The organism is Actinomadura rubrobrunea NBRC 15275 (assembly GCF_001552235.1).
Classification (GTDB): Bacteria; Actinomycetota; Actinomycetes; order Streptosporangiales; family Streptosporangiaceae; genus Spirillospora; species Spirillospora viridilutea.
In genome coordinates this window covers 12,480-39,331 of record NZ_BCQU01000050.1, presented here as the reverse complement: position 1 = coordinate 39,331, position 26,852 = coordinate 12,480, and the positions used below count along the sequence as shown (strand labels likewise).

Below are 26,852 nucleotides of genomic sequence, written 5' to 3'. Positions count from 1 at the left end.
GCCGGGTCAGCAGTCCAACGATTGGTGCCGTCAGGTCGCGGCAGGTGTCGCTGACGACCTGACGCCGTTGCTCCACTGCCTCGGCGCTCCTCAAGCCGGGCCGGGCGCAAACGTTCGCTGATCTGCGAAGGATTCTGGGCGCACGCGAAGATGTCGGTCTCCAGCGCCCGCACGTGGCCGGCGACGCCCGCCTCCTCGGCGCGGCACAGCGGCCGGGCCGGCGGTTTCGACTTCGACGCCGCATCGGACGATCCGATGGCGGGCTGGCGGTCGGTGGAGCGGGGACGAGGTTGATGCCGGCCGAACGTCTCCGGCACGCGGCGCATGTACCGCTCCCTTCTACGCGGGCCGGACAGTACATCCGTCAGGCGCCGCCGCGCAGCTGGGTGTCGGGCCTGGTTCTTGACAGCAAGGTCTTCCCCTAGGCTCCACTTGGTCGGCGGCTCAGCGGCAGGCCCGAACCCAACAGCGCCTGGTCCTCGGCGGGATCGGCCTTCACGATCCCAGCGGCAGCTGTCAGGGGCCTCGTATGCCGAGAAGCTCGATTCCAGGTGTCGTCCTCAGCCCTCCGGGCGGACAACGTCATGCGGCCCTCTCTTGCACCTCGCCCCCTGGAGCCGTGGGTGGCGGACGTGTCTCTACGGCTTCTCGGCCTTGCAGCTCAGATGCGCTTGGGGGTTGTCAATCCTGCCTGCAGTGTTGCGCCGCTCGCTCGCTCATGACGAGGTCGAGGGAGCTCTCGGACGACGGACGTTGTCGGCCGAAAGGCGACAGGACGGAAGGACGTAGCGCGGGGAGGGTTGTAAAGAGGGACCCTCGCCTGGTGAAGTGGGGCACACCGGGGCGCCTTCCTCTGTCGCAAGCAAGGAGTACGCGTTGAGCCAGAGCCAAGAGACACTCTCGAACCTGCTGCAGGAGACGCGGCGCTTCGCTCCGCCAGCGGAGCTGGCCGAAACCGCCAACGTCACCGCCGAGGCGTACGAGGAGGCGAACGCGGACCGGCTCGGCTTCTGGGCCCGGCAGGCCGACCGGCTGACCTGGTCCAAGCGCTGGGACACCGTGCTGGACTGGAGCAACCCCCCGTTCGCCAAGTGGTTCGTGGGCGGCGAGCTGAACGTCGCCTACAACTGCGTGGACCGCCACGTCGAGGCCGGACTGGGGGACCGGGTCGCCTACCACTGGGAGGGCGAGCCCGGCGACACCCGCACCATCACCTACGCCGAACTCCAGAGGGAGGTCAGCAAGGCGGCCAACGCGCTGCTCGAACTGGGCGTGCGCAAAGGCGACCGGGTGGCCATCTACCTGCCGATGATCCCGGAGCTGCCGATCTCGATGCTGGCGTGCGCGCGGATCGGCGCCACCCACTCGGTCGTGTTCGGCGGCTTCTCCGCCGACGCGCTGCGCACCCGGATCAACGACGCGCAGGCAAAGGTCGTCATCACCGCCGACGGCGGCTTCCGGCGCGGCAAGCCGTCCGCGCTCAAGGCGATCGTGGACGAGGCGCTCAAGGACGACAGCACCCCGTCGGTCGAGCGCGTCGTCGTGGTGCGGCGCACCGGCGAGCAGATCGCCGAGAACCCCCGGGACGTGTGGTGGCACGACCTCGTCGACCGGCAGTCCGACCAGCACACCCCCGAGGCGTTCGACGCCGAGCACCCGCTCTACATCCTGTACACGTCGGGGACGACCGGTAAGCCCAAGGGCATCCTGCACACCGCGGGCGGCTACCTGACCCAGGTGGCCTACACCCACTACGCGGTGTTCGACCTCAAGCCGGAGACCGACGTCTACTGGTGCTCGGCCGACATCGGCTGGGTGACCGGCCACTCCTACATCGTGTACGGGCCGCTCGCCAACGGCGCCACCAGCGTCATCTACGAGGGCACCCCCGACACGCCGCACAAGGGCCGCTGGTGGGAGATCATCCAGAAGTACAAGGTCACGATCTTCTACACCGCGCCGACCGCCATCCGCACCTTCATGAAGTGGGGCGACGACATCCCCGCCCAGTTCGACCTGTCGTCGCTGCGCGTGCTGGGCAGCGTGGGCGAGCCGATCAACCCGGAGGCCTACGTCTGGTACCGGCAGCACATCGGCGGCGGACGCTGCCCGGTCGTCGACACCTGGTGGCAGACCGAGACCGGCGCCATCATGATCAGCCCGCTGCCGGGCGTCACGGCCGCCAAGCCCGGCGCGGCGATGCGGCCCCTGCCGGGCGTCGTGGCGGACGTGGTGGACGACCAGGCGCAGTCGGTGCCCAACGGCGGCGGCGGGTTCCTGGTGCTCAAGGAGCCGTGGCCGGCGATGCTGCGCACCATCTGGGGCGACGACGAGCGGTACGTCAAGACGTACTGGTCGCGCTTCGACGGCCTGTACTTCGCGGGCGACGGCGCCAAGAGGGACGAGGACGGCGACATCTGGCTGCTCGGCCGGGTGGACGACGTGATGCTGGTGTCCGGGCACAACATCTCCACCACCGAGGTCGAGTCGGCCCTGGTGTCGCATCCCAAGGTCGCCGAGGCGGCGGTGGTCGGCTCGACCGACCCGGTCACCGGCCAGGCCATCGTGGCGTTCGTCATCCCCCGCGGCAGCGCCGGCGAGGAGGTCGAGGGCGAGGGCTTCGTGGCGGAGCTGCGCGATCACGTCGCCAAGACGCTCGGCCCGATCGCCAAGCCCCGCCAGATCATGATCGTTCCGGAGCTGCCCAAGACCCGCTCCGGCAAGATCATGCGGCGTCTGCTGCGCGACGTGGCGGAGAACCGGTCGCTGGGCGACGTGACCACGCTGACCGACAGCTCGGTGATGGACCTCATCCGCGCGAAGCTCCCCAGCGCCAAGCCGGAGGACTGACGCTCGGCGCCTCCGCATGCCAGGACGGCCCTCGACGCGCCCGGCAGCCTCTCTCAGGCGCGGAAACGGCCGCCGGGCACGTCAGGGCAGTCTGAGGCACCTCTGAGAGCAGCAGGGCGTCCGCCGCTCTGATCGGCCTCCCGGTTCCCCGGGAGGCCGATCACGCGCGCCGTCCCGGAGACGCCTGACGGCTCGGGCGGCGATGTGGAGAAGCGACGTGTGTCGGGCCGTGGTGTCCGTTTAGGCGGGCAAGGTCTCATACCGCGCGCACACGCGGCGAAGACTCCTCTGTACCCGTGGGCCTCGTCCACGACGACGTAGCGCAGACTGCGCAGGAAGGGGCGGCCCGAGCGTCCTGCGAGCGCGGCGCGGCGGGGGCGGGCATCGCGGCGCGGACTCAGTCACGCAGGTCGTCCAGGGTGGGCGGCGGCCCGGCGATCCGATCGCAGAGCGGCGACAGCAACGGACATACCGGACGATCAACCGGGTAGGCTGAGCCCGGGTGTGCCGGGAAGTCTGGTCGGCGACGAGCCGATCTCGTGGCTTCCGTTCCGGCGGGGGACGGCATCGGCTCGCGAGACCGTGTCCGCCCGATCCCTCTCGGGAGTGCCATGCCGCGCCGCGCCGCCACGACCTGGCCGATCCGTCCGACCGTCCGCTACGCGCGCCATCTCGCCGAGGCCCTGCGCCTGGAGACCGTCGGCGGGATCATCATGCTGGCGGCGACGCTGGCGGCGCTGGTGTGGGCCAACTCCCCCTGGTCCGCGGCCTACACGCGGTTGCAGCACCTGGAGATCAGCCCGCCCTGGCTCGACCTCGGGCACATGGACCTGCAGCACTGGGCGTCCGGCGGGCTGCTGGCGGTGTTCTTCTTCATCGCCGGGGTGGAGCTGCGGGAAGAGCTGACCTACGGGGAGCTGCGCAACCCGCGCGACGCGGCGCTGCCGGTGATCGCGGCCTGCGCGGGCGTGGCGCTGCCCGCGCTGATCTTCCTCGCGGTGAGCGCGGGGGAACCCGGGGCGGCCCGCGGCTGGGCGGTGCCGACCGCGACCGACATCGCGTTCGCCCTGGCCGTGCTGGCGGTGACGTTCTCGTCGTGCCCGGCGCCGCTGCGCGCGTTCCTGCTGACGCTCGCGGTGGTCGACGACCTCATCGCCATCACGATCATCGCGGTGTTCTACACCGAGCGCCTGGAGTGGGTGCCGCTTCTCGCCGGCGTCGCGCTGATCGCGGTGTACGGGGCGTTGCAGCTGGCGGGCGTGCGCACGCCGTGGGTCTATGTCCCGCTGGCGGTCCTGGCCTGGTACTTCGTCCACAAGAGCGGCATCCACGCGACCGTCGCCGGGGTGGCGCTGGGCATGCTCACCTCCCCCAAGGAGAACTCGGACCCGGACAGGCCCACGAACGCGGAACGGGCCGACCACGTGCTGCGTCCGATCTCGGCCGGGGTGTGCGTGCCGCTGTTCGCGTTCCTGTCGGCGGGGGTGACGCTGAACGGCGCCGCGCTCCACGACGTCGCCGCCGACCGCATCGCACTGGGGGTGATCGCCGGACTGGTGATCGGTAAATTCGTGGGCGTCCTCGGCGGAGCCTGGGCGGCCGTGCGGTTCGGCCTGGCGACGCTCGGGGAGGAGCTGCACTGGCGGGAGATCGCGGGTGTCGCGATGCTCGCCGGGGTCGGGTTCACCGTATCCCTGCTGATCGGCGGTTTGGCGTACACCGACCCGGCACAATTCGAAAGGGTGACGACAGCGGTCCTGATCGCGAGCCTTCTCGCCTCGGCGGGCGCGACGGTCGTCTTCCGGCGGCGGGTCCGGACGCGGGCGCGGGCCGCCGCCGCGTCGCCGGACTGATCGGGCAGACCGGCGGACGACGGCGACGGCCGAGCGGAGCCGTCCGCCCCCGACGGGCCGGCCGCGCGCCGGACGGACGGCGTCGACGGCGGCTTCGCCCGGGCGCGGACGCGGCCGGATCCGGACCGCGGTGGTCACGCCGGGTGGCCGAGGAGCCGCTCGGCTGCCAGGCTGGCGCGCAGCAGCCCTGGGAGCCGGGGCCTGGAAGGAGACAGCGATATGACCGACGCACTGCCGGGCGAGCGGATCGAGGACAAGTCCCTCGGTGAACTGGTCGCACTGGCGTCGAGCAACATCTCCACCCTGATCCGGGCCGAGATGGACCTGGCCAAGATGGAGCTCAAGGCCGACGCCAAGAAGGCCGCCCTGGGCGGGACGATGTTCGCGATCGCCGGGCTGATCGCCGGGGTGATCGTGATCCTGCTGTCCATCGCCGCGGCGTACGGCCTGGTCGCGCTGGGCGTGTGGCACTGGGCCGCGTTCCTCATCGTCGCGGGCGCGTACCTGCTGCTGGCCCTGGTGCTGATCGGCATCGGCTACCTGCGCATCCGCAAGATCGACGGGGCGCGCCGCACCCGTCGCACGCTGCGCGACGACCTGACGATGCTGCGGCGCCGAGGAGGCTCCGACACCCCCGAGCTGACGGACTGAGCACGCCATGCCCGGAAGCGACGGGTCGATCGTCGAGGTCGACGGCCCGTGGACGCACCGCGCGGTCAGCGCCGGCGGCACGCGCTTCCACGTGGTCGAGGCGGGCGAGGGCCCTCTGGTCCTGCTGCTGCACGGCTTCCCGATGTTCTGGTGGTCCTGGCACCACCAGATGGTGTCGCTGCCGCGGGCGGGCTACCGGGCCGTGGCGGTGGACCTGCGCGGCTACGGCGGCAGCGACAAGCCGCCGCGCGGCTACGACCTGGTGACGCTGGCCGAGGACGCCGCGGGCCTGGTGCGCGCGCTCGGCGAGGCCAACGCGATCGTCGTCGGGCACGACTGGGGCGGCCTGCTCGCCTGGACGATGGCCGTGTACCACCCCAAGGTCGTTCAGCGCCTGGCCGTGGTGGGCGCCCCACATCCGCTGCGGCTCCGGCAGGCGGTGCGCAGCGACCTGCGCGGGCAGGCGTGGGCGGCCCGGCACAGCTTCGGGTTCCAGCTGCCGGTGTGGCCGGAACGGCGGCTCGTCCGGGACGACGCGGCGCTGGTGGGGCGGCTGCTGCACGAGTGGTCCGGGCCGGGCTGGCCCGACGAGCGCACCGAGCGTCTCGTCCGCAAGGCCGTGCAGATCCCCGGTGTGGCGCACTGCGCGCTGGAGTACCACCGGTGGTTCGTCCGCTCGCAGCCGCGACCGGACGGCATCCGCTACGCGGTTCGGATGCGCACCCCCATTCAGGCGCCCACGCTTCAGTTGCACGGCTCCCTTGACCGCTGCACCCTCCCCACCAGCGCGCAGGGTTCGGGACGCTATGTGATGGCGCCCTACCGCTGGAGGCTCATCGAAGGCGCCGGCCACTACCCCCATCAGGAGCGCCCGGAAACGTTCGACGCCCTCCTCACCGGCTGGCTCACCGACCCCGAATACTGACCGCTGGAGTCGGGCCGTCCGCCCGCCGCGCAAGCGCCCCCGCTCCAGGCGGGCATGCTCGCGTACCGTGGAGGCATGCGTGATCGGGACGAGGCGGGAAGGCCGCGCAACGCCCGCCCGCGCGACGCGTACGGGCGCCCCCTGCCCCGGGACGCCGTCGGGGTGCCGACGATGCCCGACGACCTGTCCCTCACCCCCGAAGAGGCGTTGGCTGAGGCGCAACGGCTGCTGGACGCCGACCGCCCCTTCCACGCGCACGAAGTGTTGGAGGCGGTCTGGAAGGCCGCCGAGGAGACCGAACGTGAACTGTGGCGCGGCCTGGCGCAGGTGGCCGTCGGCATCACTCACGTGCGGCGCGGCAACCCCCGCGGGGCCAGGACGCTGCTGACACGCGCCGCCGACCGCCTGGAACCGTACGCGGCCGATCCCCCGTATGGCGTCGACGTCGCCGGCGTCGTCCGCGAAGCCCGCTCACTGGCCGCAGCCCAGCCATTGGACGAAGGAGCCCGCATCACCCTGCGGCTCACCAACGACGCCCGGTAAGCCCAGGCCCGCGAACGGGCGTCAGTCGGAGCAGCTCTGCGTGGACACGGGGACGGTGGCCCGGGCGCCCAAGCGGACGTCCGGGGCGACCTCCTCGGCGGTAAGGGCGTAGCCCGTGGCCGGCGTGTCCAAGGCCGCGGCGAAGATGACCCCGAACACGCGGCCGTCGGTCGACAGCAGCGGCCCCCCGGAGTTGCCGGGCTCCACCGTCCCGCGGATCGCGTAGATCTCGCGGCTCACCTGGCCCGCGTGGTAGATGTCGGGGCCCTTGGCGGTCTGCCGCGCACGGATGCGGGCGGAGCCGGTGGTGAACGGCTGGTTCTTGGGGAAGCCGGCGATGATGGCGTCGTCGAGCACCCGGGCGGGCCCGGCGAACTTCAGCGCGGGCGCCCGCAGCCCCGGCACGTACAGGACGGCGACGTCGCGCTTGGGGTCGTACAGCACCACCCGGCCGCGCGCGCTCTCGCCGTTCAGCAGCGAGATCGTGGACGGCCCGCGCGCGCCCGCCACCACGTGCGCGTTGGTCATCACCCGTTCGGGCGCGAACACGAACCCGGTTCCCTCGATCTTGCGCTGGCACTGCGGGGCGACGCTGGTGACCTTGACGATGCTCTGCCGGGCGGCGCGCAGCGCCGGGGTCCGCAGGATCGCGTCGTTGGGCGGCGGCACCTCCGTCACCGACTCGCCGCCCAGCCCGTTGAACACCTGCGGGAACTCGCTGGCGGCCACGAACCGGCGGAAGGAGGCGAACCACGTCTGGGCCTGCTCGGGCATCACGTCGTTGACGCCCTTGAGGATCGACGAGCCGTTCACCTGCGTGCGCAGCGGCTTGAACTCCGACCGCGCCACCAGGCTGCCGAAGAACCAGGCGACCAGCAGCAGCGACACGGCGCTGACCACCGCGCCCCCGGCGGCGTCGACGGCGCGCGCGTTCATCCCGGTGACCCGGTTGCGCAGCACGGCGCCCACGGACGACGCGATCAGCTGCCCGAGCGTCGCGGCCAGGAACGCGACCACGATCGCCAGCAGCGCCTGCTGGGCCGCGCCCTCCACCGCGGCCTCCGCGATCGGCGGCGCGACCAGGACGCCGACGACGCCGCCGCCCACGAACCCGGCGAAGCTCAGCAGGCTCACGATGAAGCCCTGCCGGTAGCCCGAGACCGCGAACAGCACGATCAGTACGAGCAGGATCGCATCGAGAATGTGGTCGCCCAGCACCGCTTCACCGTATAGCGCGCCGCCCCGTGTTCACGTCCCCTCCGTGTACCAGATTCGGCACCGCCGCATAACCGCCTCGCACGATATGGAACGATCACCCGCCGTGCCCGAGCCGACCGCGGACCGCGTCGGTCCGCGCGCCGACGGGGCCCGGCCGGCGGACGGCGCCGGGACGGACCCCGCGCCGCACGGGGCGGTACGGACGGCCGGCGCCCGCCGGATCAGCGGCGCGCCGCGCCGCGGCGGTCGCGGGCGGCCAGGTCCAGGACTTCGCGGGGGAGGTCTTCGACGCGGTCGGCGTCCCAGGGGCGCTCCCAGCCGCCCGCGCGCAGCACCTGGGTGAGCAGGGCGGCGGTGAAGCCCCACACGAGCATGCCGCTCACCCGGAAGGCGGGGCCCATGCGCAGCCCGCCCGGGTAGCGGACGGTCAGCCGGTTGGCGGGGTCGACCAGGTCGGCGATGGGCACGCGGGCCACCGTGGCGACCTCTCCCGGGTGCCCCGGGGCGATCTCCGACGGCTCGCGCCACCAGGCCGCCACCGGGGTGACGCGGTGGTTGCTGCGCGCCAGGTACAGCTCCGGCAGCGTGACCAGGACCTGCACGCCCGACGGCTCGACCCCGGCCTCCTCGTACGCCTCGCGCAGCGCCGCGCCGACCGGGCCGTCGTCGTCCGGGTCGATCCGGCCGCCGGGGAACGCGGGCTGCCCGGCGTGGTTGGTGAGCGTCGCGGCCCGCTCGGTGAGCAGGATGTCCGGGCCGTGCGGCCCCTCCCCGAAAAGGATCAGCACCGCCGCGGTGCGCGCCGTCGCCACCGGGCGCATCATCGGCGGGACCGGCATCCGCGGCGCCTCGGCGACGAACCGGTCGAGCCATGCCGGACAGGGGACTGCGGTAGCGCTCACGCCTCTCCCAACCTGATCAGTACCTGATTCCTTCCCACCTTCGCAGCGGGGGTCAGGAGAAGGGGCCGGTTTTGACGAGCTTGCGGGCGGTCTCTTCGTCCGTCGGGCCCTCGCCGAAGGACGGGCACAGCCGCGCCACCGCGCACGCGCCGCAGGCGGGCCGGCGCGCGTGGCAGACGCGGCGGCCGTGCCAGATCAGCCGGTGCGACAGCATCGTCCACTCCTTGCGCGGGATCAGCTCGCCGACCTCGTGCTCGACCTTGACCGGGTCGGTCTCGCGCGTCCAGCCGAAGCGGCGGGCCAGCCGCCCGAAGTGGGTGTCGACGGTGATCCCGGGCACGTCGAAGGCGTTGCCGAGCACCACGTTGGCGGTCTTGCGGCCGACGCCCGGCAGGGTGACCAGCTCGTCCAGCGTGCGGGGCACCTCGCCGCCGAACCGGTCCCGCAGCTCGGCCGACAGGCCCATGACGGACCTGGTCTTGGCCCGGTAGAACCCCAGCGGCCGCAGGATCCGCTCGACGTCCTCGGGGTCGGCGGCGGCCAGGTCCTCGGGCGTCGGGTACTTGGCGAACAGCGCCGGGGTGGTCTGGTTGACCCGCGCGTCGGTCGTCTGCGCCGACAGCACGGTGGCGATCAGCAGCTGGAACGGGCCGTCGAAGTTCAGCTCGCAGTGCGCGTCGGGATACTCTTCGGCCAGCACCCGGTTGATCTTGCGGGCCCGCCGGACGAGCGCCAGCCTCGTCTCCTGCGCCCGGCCCCCGCCGTCCTTGCCGCTCGCCATGCCGGCAAGGGTACGTCGTCGACGCGGCGTGGCGGCACGACCACGCACCCGCGCCGTCGGGCGCGTAGGGAACCGGCCCGCAGGAATCCGCGACACGGGAATCGCTGTTTGCGGTGGAGGACGGGCGTCTCCACCCCGCCGCGCCCCGGGCGTCCGCGACGCGGCGGCGCCCCAGAGGTCGCGGTCGCCCCGAGCCGACCGGGGATGACCGGCTTCGCGGCCGTGTGACCTGCCCTCACCGGCCGGTCCGTACACTTGGTGCGGGAAGGATCTGGCTGCACAGCGGGTCGGACCGGTCCAGCTCATCGCGGTGCCGGGGCGGATCCGGTACGTCGCGGCCCTGCCTTCACGTGCGCGGTGGGACGTACGTCACACTATGCATGGAGTTGTTAGTAGGAGGAGAACCAGCGTGACCGACCGCGACGTGGACGTATTGAGCAGAGCCCCTCTGTTCGAGGCGCTCGACGAGCAGGGCGCCAAGGCGCTGCGCTCCAACGTGACCGAGGTGCGGCTGGCACGCGGCCAGACGCTCTTCAGCGAGGGCGAGACCGGCGACCGCCTGTACGTCGTCCTCGAAGGCAAGATCAAGCTGACCCGCACCGCCCCGGACGGGCGGGAGAACCTGCTGAGCGTGCTCGGCCCCAGCGAGATGTTCGGCGAGCTGTCGCTGTTCGACCCGCGGCCGCGCACCGCCAGCGCCGTCGCGGTCACCGAGTGCCGTCTGGCCGGGCTCGGCCACGACGACCTGCGGCCCTGGCTGACCGGGCACCCCGAGGTGGCGGTGCAGCTGCTGCGCGCGCTGGCCCAGCGGCTGCGCAGGACCAACGACGTGATGGCCGACCTCGTCTTCACCGACGTGCCCGGCCGCGTCGCCAAGGCGCTGCTGGACCTGGCCGAGCGGTTCGGCCAGCCGTCCGAGCAGGGGCTGCACGTCCACCACGACCTCACCCAGGAGGAGCTGGCGCAGCTGGTCGGCGCGTCGCGGGAGACCGTCAACAAGGCCCTGGCCGACTTCGCCCAGCGCAACTGGCTCCGCATCGAGGCGCGCGCGGTGGTCATCCTCGACATCGAACGTCTGCGCAAGCGCTCCAAGTGAGCGAGGACGGTCTTCCGCAGGATCACCACGCCCCCCGCCGGGACCTTGTGATCTTGCGGAAGGCGCCGGCCGTCCCCCTGGCTCCCCCTCCGGCACGTCCCAGTGGTCGGTGACGCGAGTCCACCGCTCCTTGTCGACGCCCCCTGCGCCTCACCATTCGGCCGAAGCCGCCGACGCCCGGCACCGCTCCCACGCCGCGGCGTCGCCCCCGCCCGACGCCCGGCCGCCGATCCGGGCCGTCGTCGGCCGCGTCGGCCCGCGGGTGTGACGGCGTCCGCCGCGAGAGCCGAGCAAGCTACCGCACGGTCACGCAGCCTGTCGCCCGCCGCCCCGGTTCACGTCCCCGCGGAACGCTCCTTGAGGTAGTCGAGCTGCGCCTGGACGGACCACTCGGCGGCGGGCCACAGGGACCGGTCGACGTCGGCGTAGACGCGTTCGACCACTTCCCGCGCGGTGCGGGCGCCCGCGGCCACGGCCGCCTCCACCTGCGCCAGCCGCTCGCGGCGGTGGGCGATGTAGCGGTCGAGGGCGGCGATCGGGTCGTCGAGGCGGGGGCCGTGGCCGGGCAGGATCGTCGCCGCCTCCATGTCCTCGGCGAACCGGCGCAGCCGGTCCAGGGACGCCAGGTAGTCGCCGAGCTTGCCCTCGAGCACCGTGGTGCCGTACCCGAGCACGGTGTCCCCGGTGAGGACGGCGCGGTCGGCGGGCAGCCAGAACGTCAGCGAGTCGTCGGAGTGGCCGGGCGTCTCCATCACGCGCAGCTCCAGGCCCCCGGTGGTGACCACGTCCCCTTCGGCCAGGCCCTCGTCGCCGAGCCGGTGCCGGGGGTCCAGGGCCCGGACGGGGACGGGTCCGCCCCGCCGTCCGGCGGCCCGCGCGGCCAGCTCCGCGAACCGCCCGGCGCCCTCCGCGTGGTCGGGGTGCCCGTGCGTCAGCAGGACGAGCGCGACCCGCCGCCCCTGCGCCGAGACGGTGCGCACCACGCGTTCCAGGTGCGCGTCGTCCTCGGGACCGGGGTCGATGACGACCGCCTCCTCCGCGCCGGGCTCGGCGACGACCCAGGTGTTGGTGCCGTCCAGGGTCATCGGCGACGGGTTCGGCGCGAGCACGCAGGTCGCCCGCTCGGTCCCCATCCCGTCGATCTCGCTCATCTCACCCATCCTTCAGGTCGGGCGCCGCGGCGCCGACCGCCGGCGCAGGCGGGCCGGCCGGGGCCGGGGGACGCGGCGCCGACGGTGCCGCCCACCGCCGGGCGGGCCGCCGACGTCCGGGCACGGCCGCTCATCCCCGCGCATCGCGGGGGCCGGTCACGGGCGGGAGCACCAGGTACGGCTCCCCGTCGATGATCTCCGCCGTGGGCTGGTGCGTCTCGATCCGCCGCCGGGCCGCCAGCACGTCGGCGACCGTCCGGTACTCCGACAGCTCGGTCAGGGTGGCCATGGTCGGCGGCATGAGGAACCACTCGCCGGCGCGGGCCCGCTCCAGCGCGTCCTGGGGCCGCACCCACGTCACATGGTCGGCCTCGGTGCTGACGTCGCCGGCCCGCTGCCCCGGCGGGATCGCGGCGACGAAGAAGCGCGTGTCGTACCGCTTCGGCTCCACCTCGGGCGTGATCCAGTGCGCCCACGGCCTCAGCAGGTCCGACCGCAGCACCAGCCCGCGGCGGTCCAGCATCTCGGCCAGCGACAGGGTGCGGGCGAGCAGCGCCTGCCGGTCGGCCTCCCACGCGTCGCCCCGGGTGTCGTCGACCACGGACGTCTCGGCGGGGCCGGCGAGCAGGATCAGGCTCTCCTCGAACGTCTCGCGCACCGCCGCGCAGACCAGCTCCCGCGCCAGCTTCTCCCCGGCGCCGAACGCGGCGCCCCACTCCGCCGGGGACGGCCCCGCCCAGGCGATGTCCGCGTCGCCGTCGCGCGGGTCCACCGACCCGCCGGGGAACACGTACGCCCCCGGCGCGAACGCCATCGAGGACACCCGCCGCAGCATGAACACCTGCAGGCCGTGCTCGGGATGGTCCCGCAGGACGGCCACGGTCGCGGCGTCCCGCGCGGGCGCCGGCTCGATCCGCCCGGCCCGTATGCCCTCGATCCGCTCGACGAACTGCGCCGGAAGCTTCAACCCGTTCACCGCTGGCCGTCCCCGGCCGTGCGGCGCGCCGCTCCCCCGCGGCCGACTCGACACATCCCCATGGGGGCTAATTCGGACACACCGAATGCCATTCCGTCAACCCCGCGACCCCAGGCCGCCGCAGCCGCCGACCCCGCGGACCGGGACGGGACGGCGGCCACCGACGGCCGCGGGACCGCGCGGGGTCGAGCCCACGGCCGCCGCTCGCGGGTTCAGGAGACCTCCGCGATGAGCTCCACTTCGACGGGCGCGTTCAGCGGGAGCGCCGCCACGCCGACCGCGCTGCGCGCGTGCCGGCCCGCGTCCCCGAACACGTCGCGGAGCAGGTCGCTGGCCCCGTTGACGACCTTCGGCTGGTCGTAGAAGTCCGGCGCGCTGGCCACGAAGCCGACGACCTTGACGATGCGCCGCACCCGGGACAGCTCCCCGACCTCGGCGCGCAGCGCGGCGATCGCGTTGAGCGCGCAGATGCGGGCCTGCTCGACGGCGTCCTCCAGGCCGACCTCGGCGCCGACCTTGCCCGTCACGCGCAGCTCGCCCTTGACGAACGGCACCTGCCCGGCGGTGTAGACCAGGGAGCCGGTGCGGACCGTGGGCACGTACGACCCGGCCGGCGCGGCGACCTCGGGCAGCTCCAGCCCGAGCTCGCGGAGCCGCTCCTCGGGCGTGCCCGCCGTCACTTCTCCTCCAGCGGCCGCTTGAAGTAGGCCACCAGGTTCTCAGGGTTGGGCCCCGGCAGGACGGTGACGAGCTCCCACCCGTCCTGGCCCCAGGTGTCGAGGATCTGCTTGGTCGCGTGGACCAGCAGCGGAACGGTCGCGTACTCCCACTTCTTCATGGCCACTCAGCCTAGCGACCGCCTCTTTCCCGCCCCCGGCGCGGTCTTCTCTCCCCCGGCGGGGCCGAGATCAGGGCCGGGACGCGTCGTACCGGGCGCGGGCGGCGTGGATCTCGTCGATGTGCTCGTCGGCCCACTGCTTGATCGCGGCCAGCAGCGGGACGAGGCGCTCGCCGAGCGGAGTGAGGGCGTAGCGGACGCGCACCGGAACGGCGGGGGTGACCTCGCGCGTCACGAAGCCGTCGCGCTCCAGGGCGCGCAGCGTCTGGGTGAGCATCTTGGCGCTGGCCGCGGGCAGCGCCCGGCTGAGCTCGGCGTAGCGGCGCGGCCCGTCGGCCAGCCGGGACAGCACCAGCGACACCCACTTGGACCCGATGATCTCCAACACCTGGTGCGCGGGACACACCTGCAGGTACTCCTCGAACGCGGCCTTGGCGGCCTGCCGGCGCTGCGCGGCGGTCATCGTCGCCATCTGCGGTTTCACCTCCGGGTGCCGAACGCACTTTCAGGTAACTCCTTCCGGCGCGCCGGCTGTTCCGGCGACCGTGATCGGTGCGGGAGGTCTCCCGCTGCACATCCGTCGACAGGGAGTTCGATCATGCGTGCGATCATCGTCAAGGAGCCCGGGGGCATCGAGGCGCTGCAGGAGGTCGAGGTCGCCGAGCCCGTCCCGGGACCGCGCCAGGTGCGCGTCCGGGTCGCCGCGGCGGCGGTCAATCCGGTGGACGTGGCCGTCCGGAACGGAGCGCTGGCGCACGCCGGCGTGATGCCCCTGCCGGGCGGGCCCGGATCGCGGGACGCCTTCGGCCTGGGCTGGGACGTCGCCGGAACGGTCGACGCCGTAGGGCCCGACGTGGAGCGTCTGGCCGTGGGCGACGAGGTCTTCGGCGTGAAGGACCGTCTCGACGTCCCCGTGGGCACCCACGCGGAGGCCGTCGTCCTGGACGTGGACGCCGTGGCGCGCGCGCCGCGGTCCGTCGACGCCGTCCACGCCGCCACGGTGCCGCTGAACGGGTTGACCGCGTTGCAGGCGCTGGACCTGCTCGACCTTCCGCCCGGGGCCACGGTGCTCGTCACCGGGGCGGCCGGCGCGGTCGGCGGCTACGCGGTCGAGCTCGCCGCGCACCGCGGACTGCGCGTGGTGGCGTCCGCCGCGGCCGCCGACGAAGCGCTGGTGCGCGGGTTCGGCGCCGAGCACTTCGTGCCGCGCGGCGCTCACCTCGGCGACGCCGTCCGCGCACTCGTCCCGGGCGGGGTGGACGGCGCGATCGACGCCGCCGTCACCGGCCTCGCGGCAATGGAGGCGGTGCGCAACGGCGGGGCGTTCGTCGCGGTCCTCGGCGGCCCCGCGGTGCCGCCCCCGGTGCGCGGCATCCGCGTCGCCAACGTGTGGATCCGCGCCGACGCCGCGCAGCTGGACCTGCTGGCGGCGCTGGTCGACGCCGGCCGGCTGACGCCCCGGGTGGCGCGGACGCTGCCGCTGTCGCAGGCCGCCGAGGCGCACCGCCTGCTGGAGCAGGGCGGTCTGCGGGGACGCCTGGTCCTGACGCCGTAGCCGTCACCGCCCGCCGGGGTCCTCCGGTTCCCCGGCGGGCCGTCCCGCAGGCTCCCCCGAGGGCGGCGCGGCGGTCTCATCCGAGGACGACCGGGCGTCGGCGATGCCCTGCCGCCCCTCGGGGGCGGGACCGGCGAGCGGCGAGGCGGTCTTGTGCGACGGCTGGTCCAGGCCGATGACCGGCGGGACGTCCTTGGTCGACTGAAGCGCCGGGCCGCTCTCGGCGGCCTTGGCGAGCTCCTCCTCGGCCTTGGCGAGGCGTTCGCCGAGGTCGGTCTTGCCCTCGCCGCCGGATCGGGCCGCCGCGCCGGAGCCGCCGGTCATCCGGTCGAAGAACCGCAGCAGCTCCACCGGGAACGGCATGATCAGCGTGCTGTTCTTCTCGGCCGACACGTCCACGACCGTCTGCAGCAGCCGCAGCTGCAGGGCGGCCGGGTCCTGGGACATGATCTCGGCGGCCGCGGCCAGCCGCTTGGACGCCTGGAACTCGCCGTCCGCCGCGATGATCCGGGCGCGGCGCTCCCGTTCGGCCTCGGCCTGCCGGGCCATGGACCGCTTCATGCCCTCCGGCAGCGACACGTCCTTGATCTCGACGCGTTCGATGCGGATGCCCCACGGGCCCTCGGTGATCTCGTCCATGATCGAGCGGAGCCGCAGGTTGATCTTCTCGCGCTCGCCCAGCAGCTCCTGCATGTCGGTCTGGCCGATCACCGAACGCAGCGAGGTCTGCCCGATCTGGGACACCGCGTACCCGTAGTTCTGCACGTTGACGATGGCCTTCACCGGGTCGATCACGCGGAAGTAGACGACCGCGTCGACCCGCACGGACACGTTGTCCTGGGTGATGCCCTCCTGCGCCGGCACGTTCATGGTGACCGTCTGCCGGTTGACCTTCTGCATCCGCTCCACGATCGGGATGATCATGGTGAGGCCGGGCGGCCGGACCGCGCCGGGACGCAGGCTGTCGCCGCGCCGCACCTGCCCGAACCGGAAGACGATGCCGTGCTCGTACTGCTGCACCACCCGAAGGGACGACCCGGCGGCGATCAAAGCCAGGAGGACGACGATGAAGACGATGGTGAGTGTTACCGCCATCACGGGCACCTTTCGTTGACGGGCCCGAACTCCCCGGACCACCGGGGACCTGAGCGTCGCGGACGCGGCGCCGCGACGGCGGCGCGGCGGACCTCCGCGACGGCGGCGCCGACCCGCGGAGGTCCGGTACCGTCCCGCGGCGGCGCCCGGTCGCTTCGGGACGGCGCGGCCGACGCGAACGTCCCGGCCGGTTCGGGGCGGAGCGGCCGGGCCGGAATCGACCTGGACGACCCGCCGGCCCGGACGGTTCAGGCGGGCGGAACCCGAGGGATCGGTCTCACGTTTCCTACCCAACTTCCTGGGCACGGCCCACACAACGCTCTGGAAGGGGGATCTCGGCGGGACGCGCAACCGTGTCAGGGATCACTTGCACGAGGGGCCGGGCGCCCTCTCACGTCCTCGCCGGGCGAAGATATGGTCGATCGGGTGAGCGCGAAGGACACCGACTGGGACGGCGTGCGTCTGCACGTGGTCACGGGCAAGGGCGGGACCGGCAAGACCACGGTCGCCGCCGCCCTGGCGCTGGCGCTGGCCGCCGGCGGCCGCAAGGTGCTGCTGGTCGAGGTCGAGGGGCGGCAGGGCATCGCCCAGCTGTTCGACTGCCCGCCGCTGCCGTACGAGGAGCGCCGCGTCGCCGTCGCCCCGGACGGCGGGGACGTCTACGCGCTCGCCATCGACACCGAAGAGGCGCTCATCGAGTACCTCGAGATGTTCTACAACCTCAAACGGGCCGGGAAGGCCATGACCCGGCTCGGCGTGGTCGACTTCGTCACCGCTATCGCCCCCGGCCTGCGCGACGTGATCCTCACCGGGAAGACCAGCGAGGCCGTCCGCCGCCGCGACTCCTCCGGCGCGTTCGTCTACGACGCGGTGGTCATGGACGCCCCGCCCACCGGCCGCATCACCAAGTTCCTCAACGTCAACGAGGAGGTGTCCGGCCTGGCCAAGGTGGGCCCCATCCGCAACCACGCCGACACGGTCATGCGGGTGGTGCGCAGCCCCGAGACGGCGGTGCACTTCGTCACGCTGCTGGAGGAGATGCCCGTCCAGGAGACCATGGACGGCGTCGCCGAGCTGCGCGCCGCCGGCCTGCCGGTCGGCGGCGTGATCATCAACATGGAGCACCCGCCGATGCTCGACGACGACGCGCTGGCCGCCGCGGCCGAGGGCGCCCTCGACCCCGACGCGGTCGTCCGCGGCCTCAAGGCCGCCGGCCTGGAGCACGGCGCCGAGTCGATCGCCGCCGTGCTGACCGCCGAGGCCGCCGAGCACGCCCGCCGCACCGCGCTGCAGCGCCGCGAGAAGCGGCGCCTGGAGACTTTGGACCGGCCGCGCTACGTCCTGCCGCTGCTGCCGGACGGCATGGACCTGGCCGGCCTGTACGACCTGGCGCAGGCCCTGCGCGAGCAGGGTGCGGCATGACCAGCGGAAGGGACGGCCCACGATGAGCCCCACCGGCAAGACCCCGCCGCGCCTGGACGTGGACGCGCTGCTCGACGACCCCCGCACGAAGATCATCGTGTGCTGCGGGTCGGGCGGCGTCGGCAAGACCACCACCGCCGCGGCGCTCGGCCTGCGCGCCGCCGAACGCGGCCGCGACGTCGTCGTGCTCACCGTCGACCCGGCCCGGCGGCTGGCCCAGTCCATGGGCCTGTCCGAGCTGGACAACAACCCGCGCCGCATCGACATCGACGGCGACGGCGAGCTGCACGCCATGATGCTCGACATGAAGCGCACCTTCGACGAGATCGTCGAGGCGCACGCCGACCCCGACCGGGCCAAGCAGATCCTGGCCAACCCCTTCTACCAGTCGCTGTCGTCCAGCCTGTCGGGCACGCAGGAGTACATGGCGATGGAGAAGCTCGGCCAGCTGCACCGCTCCGGCGCCTGGGACCTCATCGTCGTCGACACCCCGCCGTCGCGGAACGCGCTGGACTTCCTGGACGCGCCCGCCCGCATGGGCCGGCTGCTGGACGGCCGGTTCATGAAGATCCTCGCCGCGCCCGCCAAGACCGGCGGCCGGTTCGGCGTCAAGGTGCTCAGCGCCGGGTTCGGCATGTTCACCGGCGTGCTCAACAAGGTGCTCGGCATGCAGCTGCTGCGCGACGTGCAGACGTTCGTCGCCGCGTTCGACACGATGTTCGGCGGGTTCCGCGAACGCGCCGAGAAGACGTTCCGGCTGCTGCAGACGCCCGGCACCGCGTTCCTGGTGGTGGCCGCGCCCGAGCCGGACGCGCTGCGCGAGGCGTCCTACTTCGTCGAGCGCCTGGCCGAGGAGCGCATGCCGCTGGCCGGGCTGGTCGTCAACCGGGTCCACCGGTCGGCGGCCGACGGCCTGTCGGCGGCCCGCAGCCTCGCCGCCGCCGAGACGCTGGAGGAACGCGGCGACCATCCCCTCACCGCCGCGCTGCTGCGCCTGCACGCCGACCGCATGCAGCTGGCCGCGCGTCAGGAACGCCTGTGCGAGCACTTCACGTCCGCGCACCCGACCGTGCCGGTGACGACCGTCCCCGCGTACGCCGAGGACGTCTGCGACCTGGACGGCCTGCGCCTCATCGGCCGGGACCTGGCCGCCGCCGACCCCGCCACCGCCGCCTGACCCGGCGCCCTCGCGCCGCGGCCGCGCGGCGCGCGAGACCGCCCGCGTGCACGCAGCGCAACGCCGCGGTTCGCGACCGCAAACGACCGTGGGCACACGCCACGGACTGGCGTGTGCCCACGGTCACTCGGTGGTTGGACCCTGCCGATCGGGTGCCCGGACGCCCGGGCTCCCCATTCCGCCCGGCACCGCCGCTACGGCGGTGCGACAGTCAGCTGGCGACGAGCTCGCCCTCCTTGGACGCCTCGACCCGCCGCTCGTACGCCTCCTTGGCGGTCTCCAGCAGTTCGCGCCACGATTTCACGTCCGGACGCCGACGCAGCAGGGCCCGACGCTCACGCTCGGTCATCCCACCCCAGACACCGAACTCGATCCGGTTGTCGAGAGCGTCGGCGAGACACTCGGTGCGCACCGGGCAGCCGCGGCAGATGAGCTTGGCCCGGTTCTGCGCTGCTCCCTGCACGAACAGGGCGTCTGGATCCGCGTTACGGCAGGCGGCGCGGGCGGTCCAATCCGTGATCCACATCTTGGCCCCACTCCCCTAGGGTCTGTGTCGATTTGCGCTCCTTGGCCAGACGGGCGCGGACGTCAGGCCGCCAAACGAAAGCCGTGGGGAAGAACTTACGGAAGCAAGGGGGGATCCAACAGCCCCCGATGGGCCCATTCTCGATATAGCCCGGCAGGGCCATACCGCCGGAACGGACTAGTTACCTCTCCTTGACGCACGAGGTAGCGCGCCGGTTGACGGCACGGGGGTGATCAGACGGCGCCGGCCCCGTCGCGGAACGCAGCGGTCATGCACGGGACGCGAAAGAGGTCCCTTATGCGCAGCAAGTCCCGCGTACCCTAGGGCTCGTGCAGGGAGCGAACAACGGTCGGGCGCGTGCCGCCGCCACGCTGCTGCGACTGCTCGGAGCCGGCGTCGTCGCCGGCGTCCTGGTCGCCTTCATCGCGCTGCCCGGCGTCGGCAGCGCGGGGCTGACGGCCCGCGACGCGGCGAACAACTTCCAGCAGATGGACAGCGAGCTGAAGGTGACGACGCCGTCGGAGAAGACGGTGGTGTACGACGCCAGCGGCCAGCCGTTCGCCACGTTCTTCGACAAGTACCGCGAGTCGGTGCGGCTCGACCAGGTCGCCCCCATCATGAAGCAGGCGATCATCGACATCGAGGACTCCCGCTTCTACCAGCACGGAGCCCTGGACCTGAAGGGCACCATCCGCGCGCTGGCGACCAACGCGCAGTCCGATCAGACCCAGGGCGGCTCCACGCTCACCCAGCAGTACGTCAAGAACCTGCTGGTCGACAGCGCCAAGACGCAGAAGGAGTACCTCGAGGCGACCGCCCCCACGATCGGCCGCAAGGTCCGCGAGCTGCGCTACGCCCTCGAAATCGAAAAGCGCATGACCAAGGACCAGATCCTCGAGGGCTACCTCAACATCGCCTACTTCGGCGCGGGCGCGTACGGCGTCCAGGCGGCCGCCAAGCGGTACTTCAGCAAGCCCGCCTCCCAGCTCAAACTGGAGGAGGCGGCGCTGCTCGCGGGCATCACGCAGAACCCCACCGCCTACGACCCGATCCGCAACCCGCGCGACGCGCGCAAGCGCCGCGACACCGTCCTCTACCGGATGTACCAGCTCGGGCACATCACCAAGGCGCAGGCCGACGCCGCCGCGGCCAAGCCCATCGAGCTGAACCGCACCGAGCCCGTCGGCGGATGCGAGACGAGCAAGGCGCCGTTCTTCTGCGAGTACGTCAAGTACGAGATGCTCAACATCCTGTCCGACGGCAAGTACTGGAAGCTGAAGCCGAAGGAGCAGCAGGACGTCGTCAACAAGCTCAACCGCGGCGGCTACACCATCCGCACCACCCTGGACATGCAGGCCCAGCGCGCCCTCGACCAGGCGGTGCGTTCGCGCGTCGCCCCCGCCGGCAACCGCGTCGCCGTGGAGGCGATGGTCGAGCCCGGCACCGGGAAGATCAAGGCGATCGGGCAGAGCAAGCGGTTCGGCGCGGGCGACGGCCGCACCACCCTCAACCTGGCCGCCGACTCCGCGCACGGCGGCGGCAGCGGCGTGTCCGCCGGATCGACGTTCAAGACGTTCACCCTCGCCGCGGCGCTGGCCGAGGGCATCCCGGTCAACACCACCATCCACTCGCCGCAGACCACCACGATCAGCGGCTACCAGCCGTGCCGGATGCCGAACGGCAAGATGCTCGGCGGCGGCACGTGGACGATGAGCAACGCCGGCGACAGCGAGGCCGGCGACTTCAACCTCAAGACCGGCACCTGGCACTCGGTCAACACCTTCTACGCCGCCCTGGAGAAGCGCGTCGGCGTCTGCGACGCGGTGAAGATGGCCGAGAAGTTCGGCATGAAGAAGGCCACCGGCCAGCCGCTCGACCCGTACCCGTCCCAGGTGCTCGGCACCAACGACGTCGACATGGTGCACCTGGCCGCCGCCTACGCCGGGTTCGCCGCCCGCGGCAAGTACTGCCCGCCCGTGGCGATCACCGAGGTGGTCGACAACGAGGGCAAGAAGCTGAAGCTGCCCGAGCACGAGTGCCGCCAGGCCGTCGACACGGCCGTCGCCGACAAGGTCAACGAGATCCTGCAGGGCGTGCTCACCAAGGGCACCGCCCGCGGCATCAGCATCGGCCGTCCCGCCGCCGGCAAGACCGGCACCTGCGAAGAGTTCACCTGCGCGGTGTTCGCCGGCCACACCCCGAACCTGGCCGCCGCCGTCGCCTACTACGACTTCCGCGGCCCCTGGCAGTACAAGGTGTACGGCGTGTACGGCGCCGACATCCCCGCCCCCATCTGGGCGCAGAGCATGCGCAAGGCCCTGGAGGGCAAGCCCGCCCCGGCCTTCTCCCGGCCCGTGAAGGACTTCGGCGACACCATCAAGGTCCCCGACCTCAAGGGCATGTCCGTGGAGCAGGCCCGCTCGGCCCTGCGGGACGCCGACCTGAAGATGCGGCTGGCCCCCCGCGGCATCCCGTCCGACCAGCGCCGCGGCACGGTCGCCGCGACCTCGCCGGACGCGGGCACCGAGGTCGACCCCGGCACCACCGTGACCGTCTTCCAGAGCGAGGGCAAGCACCGCGGCGGCCCGCGGGGCCGCGGCGACAGGTCCGAGTGGCCCTTCCCCTTCCCGCCCGGCCGAGGCCGCTGACCGACCCTCACCACCGCTGACGGCCCCGCCTCAGCCGACCCGCTGAGGCCGGGCCGTCCGGTCACATGGCGGCGAGCTGCCGCTTGACCTCCGCCGCGACGCGTCCGCCCTCGGCCCGTCCCGCCACCTTCGGGTTCACGGCCTTCATGACCTGCCCCATCGCCTTGGGCCCGGCCGCGCCGGTCTCGGCGATCACGTCGGCGACGAGCTTGGCCAGCTCCTCGTCGGTGAGCTGCGCGGGCAGGTACTCCTCCAGCACCGCGCCCTCGGCCCGCTCGGCCTCCGCCTGCTCCTCGCGGCCGGCGTCGGCGAACGCCGCGGCGGCCTCGCGCCGCTTCTTGGCCTCCCGGGTGAGCACCTTGACGACGTCCTGGTCGGACAGCTCACGGGCCTTCTTGCCGGCGACCTCCTCGTTGCGCACCGCGGTCAGCGCCATCCGCAGTGTCCGGATCCGGACCTCGTCCCGCGCCTTGATCGCGGCGGAGAGGTCGTTCTCCAGCTTCTCCTTGAGCGTCATGGTCACATCATGCCCGTCGGGCCCCGCCGTCTCATCAGGAATAATCCGCGGCGGTTCAGCCGGAGCGCTCATCTCTGGAACGATGGGAGGCGTACGAAGGGGCCCGCCGCGGGCCGGAGGGAGAACCGTGCGAAAGCTGTATGCCGTACCCCTGGGGCTGGTGGGCGCCGGCGCCGCCACGTTCGGCTATGCCTCGCTGATCGAGCGCAACTGGTTCCGGCTGCGCCGCTTCGAGGTTCCCGTGCTGCCGCCCGGCCGCCCCTCCGTCAAGATCCTGCACATCTCCGACGCGCACCTGACGCCCGGCCGCCGCCGTCTGATCCACTGGGTGCGGTCGCTGGACGCCCTCGACCCCGACCTCGTGGTCAACACCGGCGACTCCATCTCCCACCGCGACGCCATCGGCCCGTTCCTGGACGCCCTGGGCCCGCTGCTGGACCGCCCGGGCGTGTTCGTCTTCGGGTCGAACGACCTGTACTCCCCGATCTTCAAGAACCCCCTCCGCTACGTCTGGCGCACCAGCCGCCGCGACTACGCCCGCCGCCGCCGCGAGCCCGACCTGCCCTACCGCGAGCTGGCCTCCTCCCTGCAGGCCGCGGGCTGGCTCGACCTCAACAACCGCATCGGCCGCCTGAAGGTCGGCGAGCTGGACATCGAGTTCGGCGGCATCGACGACTCCCACATCAACCGCGACCGCTACGACAAGATCGCCGGCCCCGTCGACCCGCAGGCCGACGTCCACCTGGCCGTCATGCACTCCCCCGAACCCCGCAACCTGGACCGCTTCGTCGCCGACGGCTACGACCTGCTCCTCGCGGGCCACACCCACGGCGGCCAGGTCTGCGTCCCCTTCTACGGCGCCCTCGCCACCAACTGCGGCATCGACCGTCCCCGCGCCAAGGGCCTGCACCGGCACAACGGCGCCTGGCTGCACGTCTCCGCGGGCCTCGGCACCTCGCCCAAGGCCCCGATGCGCTTCTGCTGCCCGCCGGAGGCGTCCCTGCTCACCCTCGTCCCGCGCCAGTAGGGCGGATAATAGGGACGCACCACTCCGCGGGATCCGCTAAAGTGGTCAAGGCGTCGGGAGCGCGTACGGCTCCCGAGCAGCCACCACCGGGGTGTGGCGCAGCTTGGCAGCGCGCTTCGTTCGGGACGAAGAGGTCGTGGGTTCAAATCCCGCCACCCCGACAGGTGAGACAGGGTCTCGGAGGTCACTCCGGGACCCTTCTTCGTTCTCTGGGACCACGAGGAGCCACCCGGGGAGCCACCACCCTCGCGACGATCTCCGCCTCCCCACGGCCGCTCGCCTTCACTTGTGGCACCACGAACACAGCATTGATCACCTCGCCCCCGGTTGATCACGCCCTGAGCTGGCACCGGGCGTTCCCCGTTCACCCCGTTGCAATTGGCCGTCTCACCCAGGACCCGGACGTGATGGCGGACCTTGCCCTGCGGAAACCAGTCAAGGACACCTTCGCGTGGCTCACCGACCGGCTGGCCGACCTGTTGGCCGAGGGACGAGCGAACGGGGAGTTCGACTCCGCACTCGACCCGGCTGCCACGGCCACCGCGCTGGTCGCGGCGCTGCAAGGCGGCTACGTGCTGGCCCGTGCCGCCGACTCGACCGAGGTTTTCAGTCAGGCAGTCGACGGCGCACTGGGCCTGCTCACCGCCCAAGTGCGCCACCCCTGACTCACACCCTCGGAAGGAATCCTGATGCGCATCGAACACTCGACGGTTCAGGCCGCCCCAGCCGAACGGTTCACCGGAGAGGTCTGGGTGGACGAAATCGTCTCTGGAGATCCGTCGACGGGGCAGCGGGCGATGAGCGTGCGTTTCGCACCGGGCGCCCGCACCGCCTGGCACTCCCATCCTCGCGGGCAGGTGCTGCGCGTCACCGAAGGCATCGGTCGCGTGCAGCGCAAGGGCGGCGCGGTGACCGAGATCCGAGCCGGTGACACCGTGTACGTCGAACCAGGGGAGGTGCACTGGCACGGCGCGGCACCGCACTCGTTCATGACCCACCTGGTGCTCCAGGAGGCGGGGCCAGAAGACCCCCTCATCGAATGGCTGGACCAGGTCACCGATGCCGAATACCAGGGGAGCAGTATCGTCCGAGAGCACATGGTGACCGGCGATCTGACCGGCGCAGGCGACCGCATCGACCGCGTGGAGCTGTACCAGATCACCATGCCGCCCGGACAGGCGGCCGGTGTCCACACGCATCCCGGCGGAGTCGTCGGCCATGTCATCCGCGGCCGGATCATCTTCGAGCTGGAGGGCCGTCCCGCACAGGAGCTGAGCGCCGGAAGCGGCTTCTTCGAGCCACCGGGTGCGATCGTCCATCGCTTCGACAACGCCTCGACCACCGAGCCGGCGACGTTCGTCGCGTGCTACACGCTCACCGGCGACCAGCCACTGATCCAGCCGCTGTGAATGAAGGCCACCGGCAGCCCGGATCGCGGTGTGGACGTGGGGGATCTTCTTCGTCGGGCGGCGCGTTGTGTTTTGCGTCGGTCACGGTCGGTGATGGGGTGGCCGTTCGCGACGTCGGCGAGTGCATCGACCGTGGTGAGTGGGACGTTGCGCACGATCTGCTCGTCGAGTTTGGCGATGCGGGTTGTCGACGGCTTGTTTTGGGATCTTCTGGCTCGGGTGGCTCACCAGATGGGGCTCGAGTGTGCGGAGGCGTGGTTCCGTTGGCGGGGGCACGAGGTCGTTCATGGTGTGATCCGCATCGTGGACGAGGTGCGGGACCTCACGCTGGTGGGGGTGCGGCTGCTGCACGCGCTGGCCGGCGACGGGCCCAACGGGCTGCTGCTGATCGGGGACGGGCAGCAGGCCGTCTATCCGGGAGGTTTCCGGCTGACGGAGGCCGGGATCGCCTTGAAGGGGCGCGGCGCGGTGCTGCGCACCAACTACCGCAACGCCTCCGCGATCCTGAACGCGGCGTTGGAGATCGTGTCCGGCGACCCGTTCGACGATCTGGAGGGGCCGAGCCCCAACGGGCGCCGCACGGTGGACATCACCTATGACGGGGGCGAGGCGGTCCGGGCCGTCGCAGCCGATGACGCCGAGCACGACCGGATGCTGGTGGAGGCGCTCCGGCGGCTCCAAGGGGACGAGTACGCGCTGGCGGGCGCCGCGGTCCTGTGCCGTTCGAAACGCGACGTCGACATCTACCACCGGTTGCCGGCCCGCGAGCGGCTACCGGTGCTGCGGCTGGAGAACTACGACGGGCGTCCCGAGGAGGCGATCAAGATCGGCACGTATCACCGCGCCAAGGGGCTCAACTTCAAACACGTCTACCTGCCGCACCACGACGCGGAGATCCGTGCGGACGGCGAGAGCGGCTCGGCGCGGGAGCGCGCCGAGCTCGCCCGTCGCCAACTGTTCGTCGCCATGACCCGCGCCCGCGATCTGCTGTGGCTCGGGTCGGTCCGGCGGTGAGAGCGGCCTGTGCGGCTCAGATGATCTCCTGGCGCCAGGGGCTGCACGGGCCCTGCCCCGACGGGAATTTGCAGAGCTTCAGCTGGACCCGGGTGCCGGACGGGATGTAGTGCGGCCAGGACACGCACCTGCCGTTGACGCTCGGGTCCTGGATGTAGATCTGCCGGTCGGCGGTGCGGAGGACGGCCTCGGCGGCCCGGCCGTCGACGGAGCCGTTGCAGACGGCGATGTTGCGCTCGTCGACCCGGGCCCGGTCGCCCGCCCAGATGATGTCGATCGTCGCGGGTGAGGTCGCCAGCAGCGTGGCGACGAGGGGCGCAAGCACCATGGCCTCCCTTTCTCCGACAGCGGGTTTCGGCACGTCAGCCTGGCACCGACGGAGGTCCCGGCCGCCGGTTGCGCGGTCAAGTGGCAGGCATGGTCGGTGCAAGGTTCGCCAAGTGAGGCGGGCGGCGGAGCGGGACGTCGGCGCGGCGGGCGTTTTGATGGGGCACGAGATTGTTTGATTGCGGATTGTTCGAACAATCGGCAGGGTTCCCGCGGCGTTCATCATGTCCGCTGTGGAGGGACGCATGGACGGTTTCTCGGCGGGACGGCCTGTCCCCGTTGAGGGGATCGGTCCTGATTGAAGAGCCTGTGGAGGGTACGTCTACGAGGCGTTCAGGGGTGCATCGAAGC

The 26,852-nt window shown here is 72.3% G+C and carries 26 protein-coding genes and 1 tRNA gene; 15 read left to right on the top strand and 12 right to left on the bottom strand.

Going from position 1 to position 26,852, the window contains the following annotated elements; genetic code table 11:
• Positions 1-876 precede the first annotated feature (876 nt).
• The 5 genes from acs to AR3_RS16920 all read left to right on the top strand — a co-directional run bounded on the left by acs (position 877) and on the right by AR3_RS16920 (position 6,822).
• A complete protein-coding gene (gene acs, locus AR3_RS16940; protein ID WP_067915181.1) occupies positions 877-2,850 on the top strand; it encodes an acetate--CoA ligase in 1,974 nt (657 codons plus the stop codon).
• Positions 2,851-3,461: 611 nt separating this feature from the next.
• A complete protein-coding gene (nhaA, locus tag AR3_RS16935) occupies positions 3,462-4,703 on the top strand; it encodes a Na+/H+ antiporter NhaA (protein ID WP_067915180.1) in 1,242 nt (413 codons plus the stop codon).
• Between the two features lie 219 nt (positions 4,704-4,922).
• A complete protein-coding gene (locus AR3_RS16930; RefSeq protein ID WP_067915179.1) occupies positions 4,923-5,354 on the top strand; it encodes a phage holin family protein in 432 nt (143 codons plus the stop codon).
• Between the two features lie 7 nt (positions 5,355-5,361).
• The gene (locus tag AR3_RS16925) at positions 5,362-6,279 is read left to right on the top strand and encodes an alpha/beta fold hydrolase (protein ID WP_067915178.1); all 918 of its coding nucleotides are present in this window, start codon (positions 5,362-5,364) and stop codon (positions 6,277-6,279) included.
• Positions 6,280-6,354: 75 nt separating this feature from the next.
• Complete coding sequence (locus tag AR3_RS16920; RefSeq protein ID WP_067915177.1) at positions 6,355-6,822, top strand: DUF309 domain-containing protein; 468 nt, start codon at positions 6,355-6,357, stop codon at positions 6,820-6,822.
• A 21-nt stretch (positions 6,823-6,843) separates the two neighbouring features.
• On the opposite strand, the gene AR3_RS16915 is transcribed toward AR3_RS16920, so the two are convergent.
• The 3 genes from AR3_RS16915 to nth form a co-directional block, all read right to left on the bottom strand.
• A complete protein-coding gene (locus AR3_RS16915) occupies positions 6,844-8,040 on the bottom strand; it encodes a MarP family serine protease (RefSeq protein ID WP_174545455.1) in 1,197 nt (398 codons plus the stop codon).
• 221 nt (positions 8,041-8,261) lie between these two features.
• Entirely contained in the window at positions 8,262-8,879 is a 618-nt protein-coding gene (locus tag AR3_RS16910) for an NUDIX hydrolase (RefSeq protein ID WP_067915176.1), read from the bottom strand.
• 115 nt (positions 8,880-8,994) lie between these two features.
• On the bottom strand, positions 8,995-9,723 hold the full coding sequence (nth, locus tag AR3_RS16905; RefSeq protein WP_067915175.1) for an endonuclease III: 729 nt from the start codon (positions 9,721-9,723) through the stop codon (positions 8,995-8,997).
• Between the two features lie 409 nt (positions 9,724-10,132).
• Here nth and AR3_RS16900 point away from each other — a divergent pair, with 409 nt between their 5' ends.
• Complete coding sequence (locus AR3_RS16900; RefSeq protein WP_245637899.1) at positions 10,133-10,819, top strand: Crp/Fnr family transcriptional regulator; 687 nt, start codon at positions 10,133-10,135, stop codon at positions 10,817-10,819.
• 335 nt (positions 10,820-11,154) lie between these two features.
• On the opposite strand, the gene AR3_RS16895 is transcribed toward AR3_RS16900, so the two are convergent.
• The 5 genes from AR3_RS16895 to AR3_RS16880 all read right to left on the bottom strand — a co-directional run bounded on the left by AR3_RS16895 (position 11,155) and on the right by AR3_RS16880 (position 14,256).
• Positions 11,155-11,979: an MBL fold metallo-hydrolase gene (locus AR3_RS16895; protein WP_067915173.1), complete on the bottom strand. Its 825-nt coding sequence runs from the start codon at positions 11,977-11,979 to the stop codon at positions 11,155-11,157.
• 121 nt (positions 11,980-12,100) lie between these two features.
• Positions 12,101-12,937, bottom strand: a complete 837-nt coding sequence (locus tag AR3_RS16890; RefSeq protein ID WP_390098995.1) for an NUDIX hydrolase — start codon at positions 12,935-12,937, stop codon at positions 12,101-12,103.
• A gap of 221 nt (positions 12,938-13,158) precedes the next feature.
• Entirely contained in the window at positions 13,159-13,626 is a 468-nt protein-coding gene (locus AR3_RS16885) for a RidA family protein (RefSeq protein ID WP_067915172.1), read from the bottom strand.
• On the bottom strand, positions 13,623-13,784 hold the full coding sequence (locus AR3_RS31150) for a Sp36 family protein (RefSeq protein ID WP_169803847.1): 162 nt from the start codon (positions 13,782-13,784) through the stop codon (positions 13,623-13,625). The genes AR3_RS16885 and AR3_RS31150 overlap by 4 nt, the downstream gene beginning before the upstream one ends.
• A gap of 70 nt (positions 13,785-13,854) precedes the next feature.
• Positions 13,855-14,256 (bottom strand): winged helix-turn-helix transcriptional regulator, encoded by a 402-nt coding sequence (locus AR3_RS16880; RefSeq protein ID WP_067915171.1) that lies wholly within the window; start codon positions 14,254-14,256, stop codon positions 13,855-13,857.
• Between the two features lie 126 nt (positions 14,257-14,382).
• Here AR3_RS16880 and AR3_RS16875 point away from each other — a divergent pair, with 126 nt between their 5' ends.
• Complete coding sequence (locus AR3_RS16875) at positions 14,383-15,339, top strand: zinc-binding dehydrogenase (RefSeq protein ID WP_067915170.1); 957 nt, start codon at positions 14,383-14,385, stop codon at positions 15,337-15,339.
• A gap of 3 nt (positions 15,340-15,342) precedes the next feature.
• On the opposite strand, the gene AR3_RS16870 is transcribed toward AR3_RS16875, so the two are convergent.
• A complete protein-coding gene (locus tag AR3_RS16870; protein WP_067915169.1) occupies positions 15,343-16,434 on the bottom strand; it encodes a slipin family protein in 1,092 nt (363 codons plus the stop codon).
• Between the two features lie 426 nt (positions 16,435-16,860).
• Here AR3_RS16870 and AR3_RS16865 point away from each other — a divergent pair, with 426 nt between their 5' ends.
• Together AR3_RS16865 and AR3_RS16860 are read left to right on the top strand one after the other, a co-directional pair.
• Positions 16,861-17,856, top strand: coding sequence for an ATPase BagA (locus tag AR3_RS16865; RefSeq protein WP_227023122.1), 996 nt, complete (start codon positions 16,861-16,863; stop codon positions 17,854-17,856).
• Positions 17,857-17,878: 22 nt separating this feature from the next.
• Positions 17,879-19,033 (top strand): ATPase BagB, encoded by a 1,155-nt coding sequence (locus AR3_RS16860; RefSeq protein ID WP_067915167.1) that lies wholly within the window; start codon positions 17,879-17,881, stop codon positions 19,031-19,033.
• Between the two features lie 211 nt (positions 19,034-19,244).
• Here AR3_RS16860 and AR3_RS16855 read toward each other — a convergent pair whose 3' ends face one another.
• The gene (locus AR3_RS16855; protein WP_067915166.1) at positions 19,245-19,559 is read right to left on the bottom strand and encodes a WhiB family transcriptional regulator; all 315 of its coding nucleotides are present in this window, start codon (positions 19,557-19,559) and stop codon (positions 19,245-19,247) included.
• A gap of 329 nt (positions 19,560-19,888) precedes the next feature.
• On the opposite strand from AR3_RS16855, the gene AR3_RS16850 reads away from it, so the two are divergent.
• Positions 19,889-22,207, top strand: coding sequence for a penicillin-binding protein (locus AR3_RS16850; protein ID WP_067915165.1), 2,319 nt, complete (start codon positions 19,889-19,891; stop codon positions 22,205-22,207).
• 61 nt (positions 22,208-22,268) lie between these two features.
• On the opposite strand, the gene AR3_RS16845 is transcribed toward AR3_RS16850, so the two are convergent.
• A complete protein-coding gene (locus AR3_RS16845) occupies positions 22,269-22,724 on the bottom strand; it encodes a GatB/YqeY domain-containing protein (RefSeq protein ID WP_067915164.1) in 456 nt (151 codons plus the stop codon).
• Between the two features lie 127 nt (positions 22,725-22,851).
• Between AR3_RS16845 and AR3_RS16840 the strand changes: the two genes are divergently transcribed.
• The 5 genes from AR3_RS16840 to AR3_RS16820 all read left to right on the top strand — a co-directional run bounded on the left by AR3_RS16840 (position 22,852) and on the right by AR3_RS16820 (position 26,174).
• The gene (locus tag AR3_RS16840) at positions 22,852-23,751 is read left to right on the top strand and encodes a metallophosphoesterase (RefSeq protein ID WP_067915163.1); all 900 of its coding nucleotides are present in this window, start codon (positions 22,852-22,854) and stop codon (positions 23,749-23,751) included.
• 87 nt (positions 23,752-23,838) lie between these two features.
• Positions 23,839-23,912: transfer RNA gene (locus AR3_RS16835), tRNA-Pro, on the top strand.
• 147 nt (positions 23,913-24,059) lie between these two features.
• Positions 24,060-24,416 (top strand): TetR family transcriptional regulator C-terminal domain-containing protein, encoded by a 357-nt coding sequence (locus tag AR3_RS16830; protein WP_217998589.1) that lies wholly within the window; start codon positions 24,060-24,062, stop codon positions 24,414-24,416.
• Between the two features lie 24 nt (positions 24,417-24,440).
• Positions 24,441-25,160, top strand: a complete 720-nt coding sequence (locus AR3_RS29780; RefSeq protein ID WP_083951610.1) for a (R)-mandelonitrile lyase — start codon at positions 24,441-24,443, stop codon at positions 25,158-25,160.
• Between the two features lie 291 nt (positions 25,161-25,451).
• Complete coding sequence (locus AR3_RS16820; protein WP_067915162.1) at positions 25,452-26,174, top strand: 3'-5' exonuclease; 723 nt, start codon at positions 25,452-25,454, stop codon at positions 26,172-26,174.
• A 16-nt stretch (positions 26,175-26,190) separates the two neighbouring features.
• On the opposite strand, the gene AR3_RS16815 is transcribed toward AR3_RS16820, so the two are convergent.
• Positions 26,191-26,502, bottom strand: a complete 312-nt coding sequence (locus tag AR3_RS16815; protein WP_067915161.1) for a hypothetical protein — start codon at positions 26,500-26,502, stop codon at positions 26,191-26,193.
• Positions 26,503-26,852: the final 350 nt, after the last annotated feature.

What these genes read in the sequence shown, in the direction of transcription:
- nhaA (WP_067915180.1), top strand. Translation starts at nt 3,462, where the DNA reads ATGCCGCGCCGCGCCGCCACGACCTGGCCGATCCGTCCGACCGTCCGC.
- AR3_RS16930 (WP_067915179.1), top strand. Translation starts at nt 4,923, where the DNA reads ATGACCGACGCACTGCCGGGCGAGCGGATCGAGGACAAGTCCCTCGGT.
- AR3_RS16925 (WP_067915178.1), top strand. Translation starts at nt 5,362, where the DNA reads ATGCCCGGAAGCGACGGGTCGATCGTCGAGGTCGACGGCCCGTGGACG.
- AR3_RS16920 (WP_067915177.1), top strand. Translation starts at nt 6,355, where the DNA reads ATGCGTGATCGGGACGAGGCGGGAAGGCCGCGCAACGCCCGCCCGCGC.
- AR3_RS16910 (WP_067915176.1), bottom strand. Translation starts at nt 8,879, where the DNA reads ATGCCGGTCCCGCCGATGATGCGCCCGGTGGCGACGGCGCGCACCGCG.
- nth (WP_067915175.1), bottom strand. Translation starts at nt 9,723, where the DNA reads ATGGCGAGCGGCAAGGACGGCGGGGGCCGGGCGCAGGAGACGAGGCTG.
- AR3_RS16895 (WP_067915173.1), bottom strand. Translation starts at nt 11,979, where the DNA reads ATGGGTGAGATGAGCGAGATCGACGGGATGGGGACCGAGCGGGCGACC.
- AR3_RS31150 (WP_169803847.1), bottom strand. Translation starts at nt 13,784, where the DNA reads ATGAAGAAGTGGGAGTACGCGACCGTTCCGCTGCTGGTCCACGCGACC.
- AR3_RS16880 (WP_067915171.1), bottom strand. Translation starts at nt 14,256, where the DNA reads ATGGCGACGATGACCGCCGCGCAGCGCCGGCAGGCCGCCAAGGCCGCG.
- AR3_RS16875 (WP_067915170.1), top strand. Translation starts at nt 14,383, where the DNA reads ATGCGTGCGATCATCGTCAAGGAGCCCGGGGGCATCGAGGCGCTGCAG.
- AR3_RS16870 (WP_067915169.1), bottom strand. Translation starts at nt 16,434, where the DNA reads ATGGCGGTAACACTCACCATCGTCTTCATCGTCGTCCTCCTGGCTTTG.
- AR3_RS16860 (WP_067915167.1), top strand. Translation starts at nt 17,879, where the DNA reads ATGAGCCCCACCGGCAAGACCCCGCCGCGCCTGGACGTGGACGCGCTG.
- AR3_RS16855 (WP_067915166.1), bottom strand. Translation starts at nt 19,559, where the DNA reads ATGTGGATCACGGATTGGACCGCCCGCGCCGCCTGCCGTAACGCGGAT.
- AR3_RS16845 (WP_067915164.1), bottom strand. Translation starts at nt 22,724, where the DNA reads ATGACGCTCAAGGAGAAGCTGGAGAACGACCTCTCCGCCGCGATCAAG.
- AR3_RS29780 (WP_083951610.1), top strand. Translation starts at nt 24,441, where the DNA reads ATGCGCATCGAACACTCGACGGTTCAGGCCGCCCCAGCCGAACGGTTC.
- AR3_RS16815 (WP_067915161.1), bottom strand. Translation starts at nt 26,502, where the DNA reads ATGGTGCTTGCGCCCCTCGTCGCCACGCTGCTGGCGACCTCACCCGCG.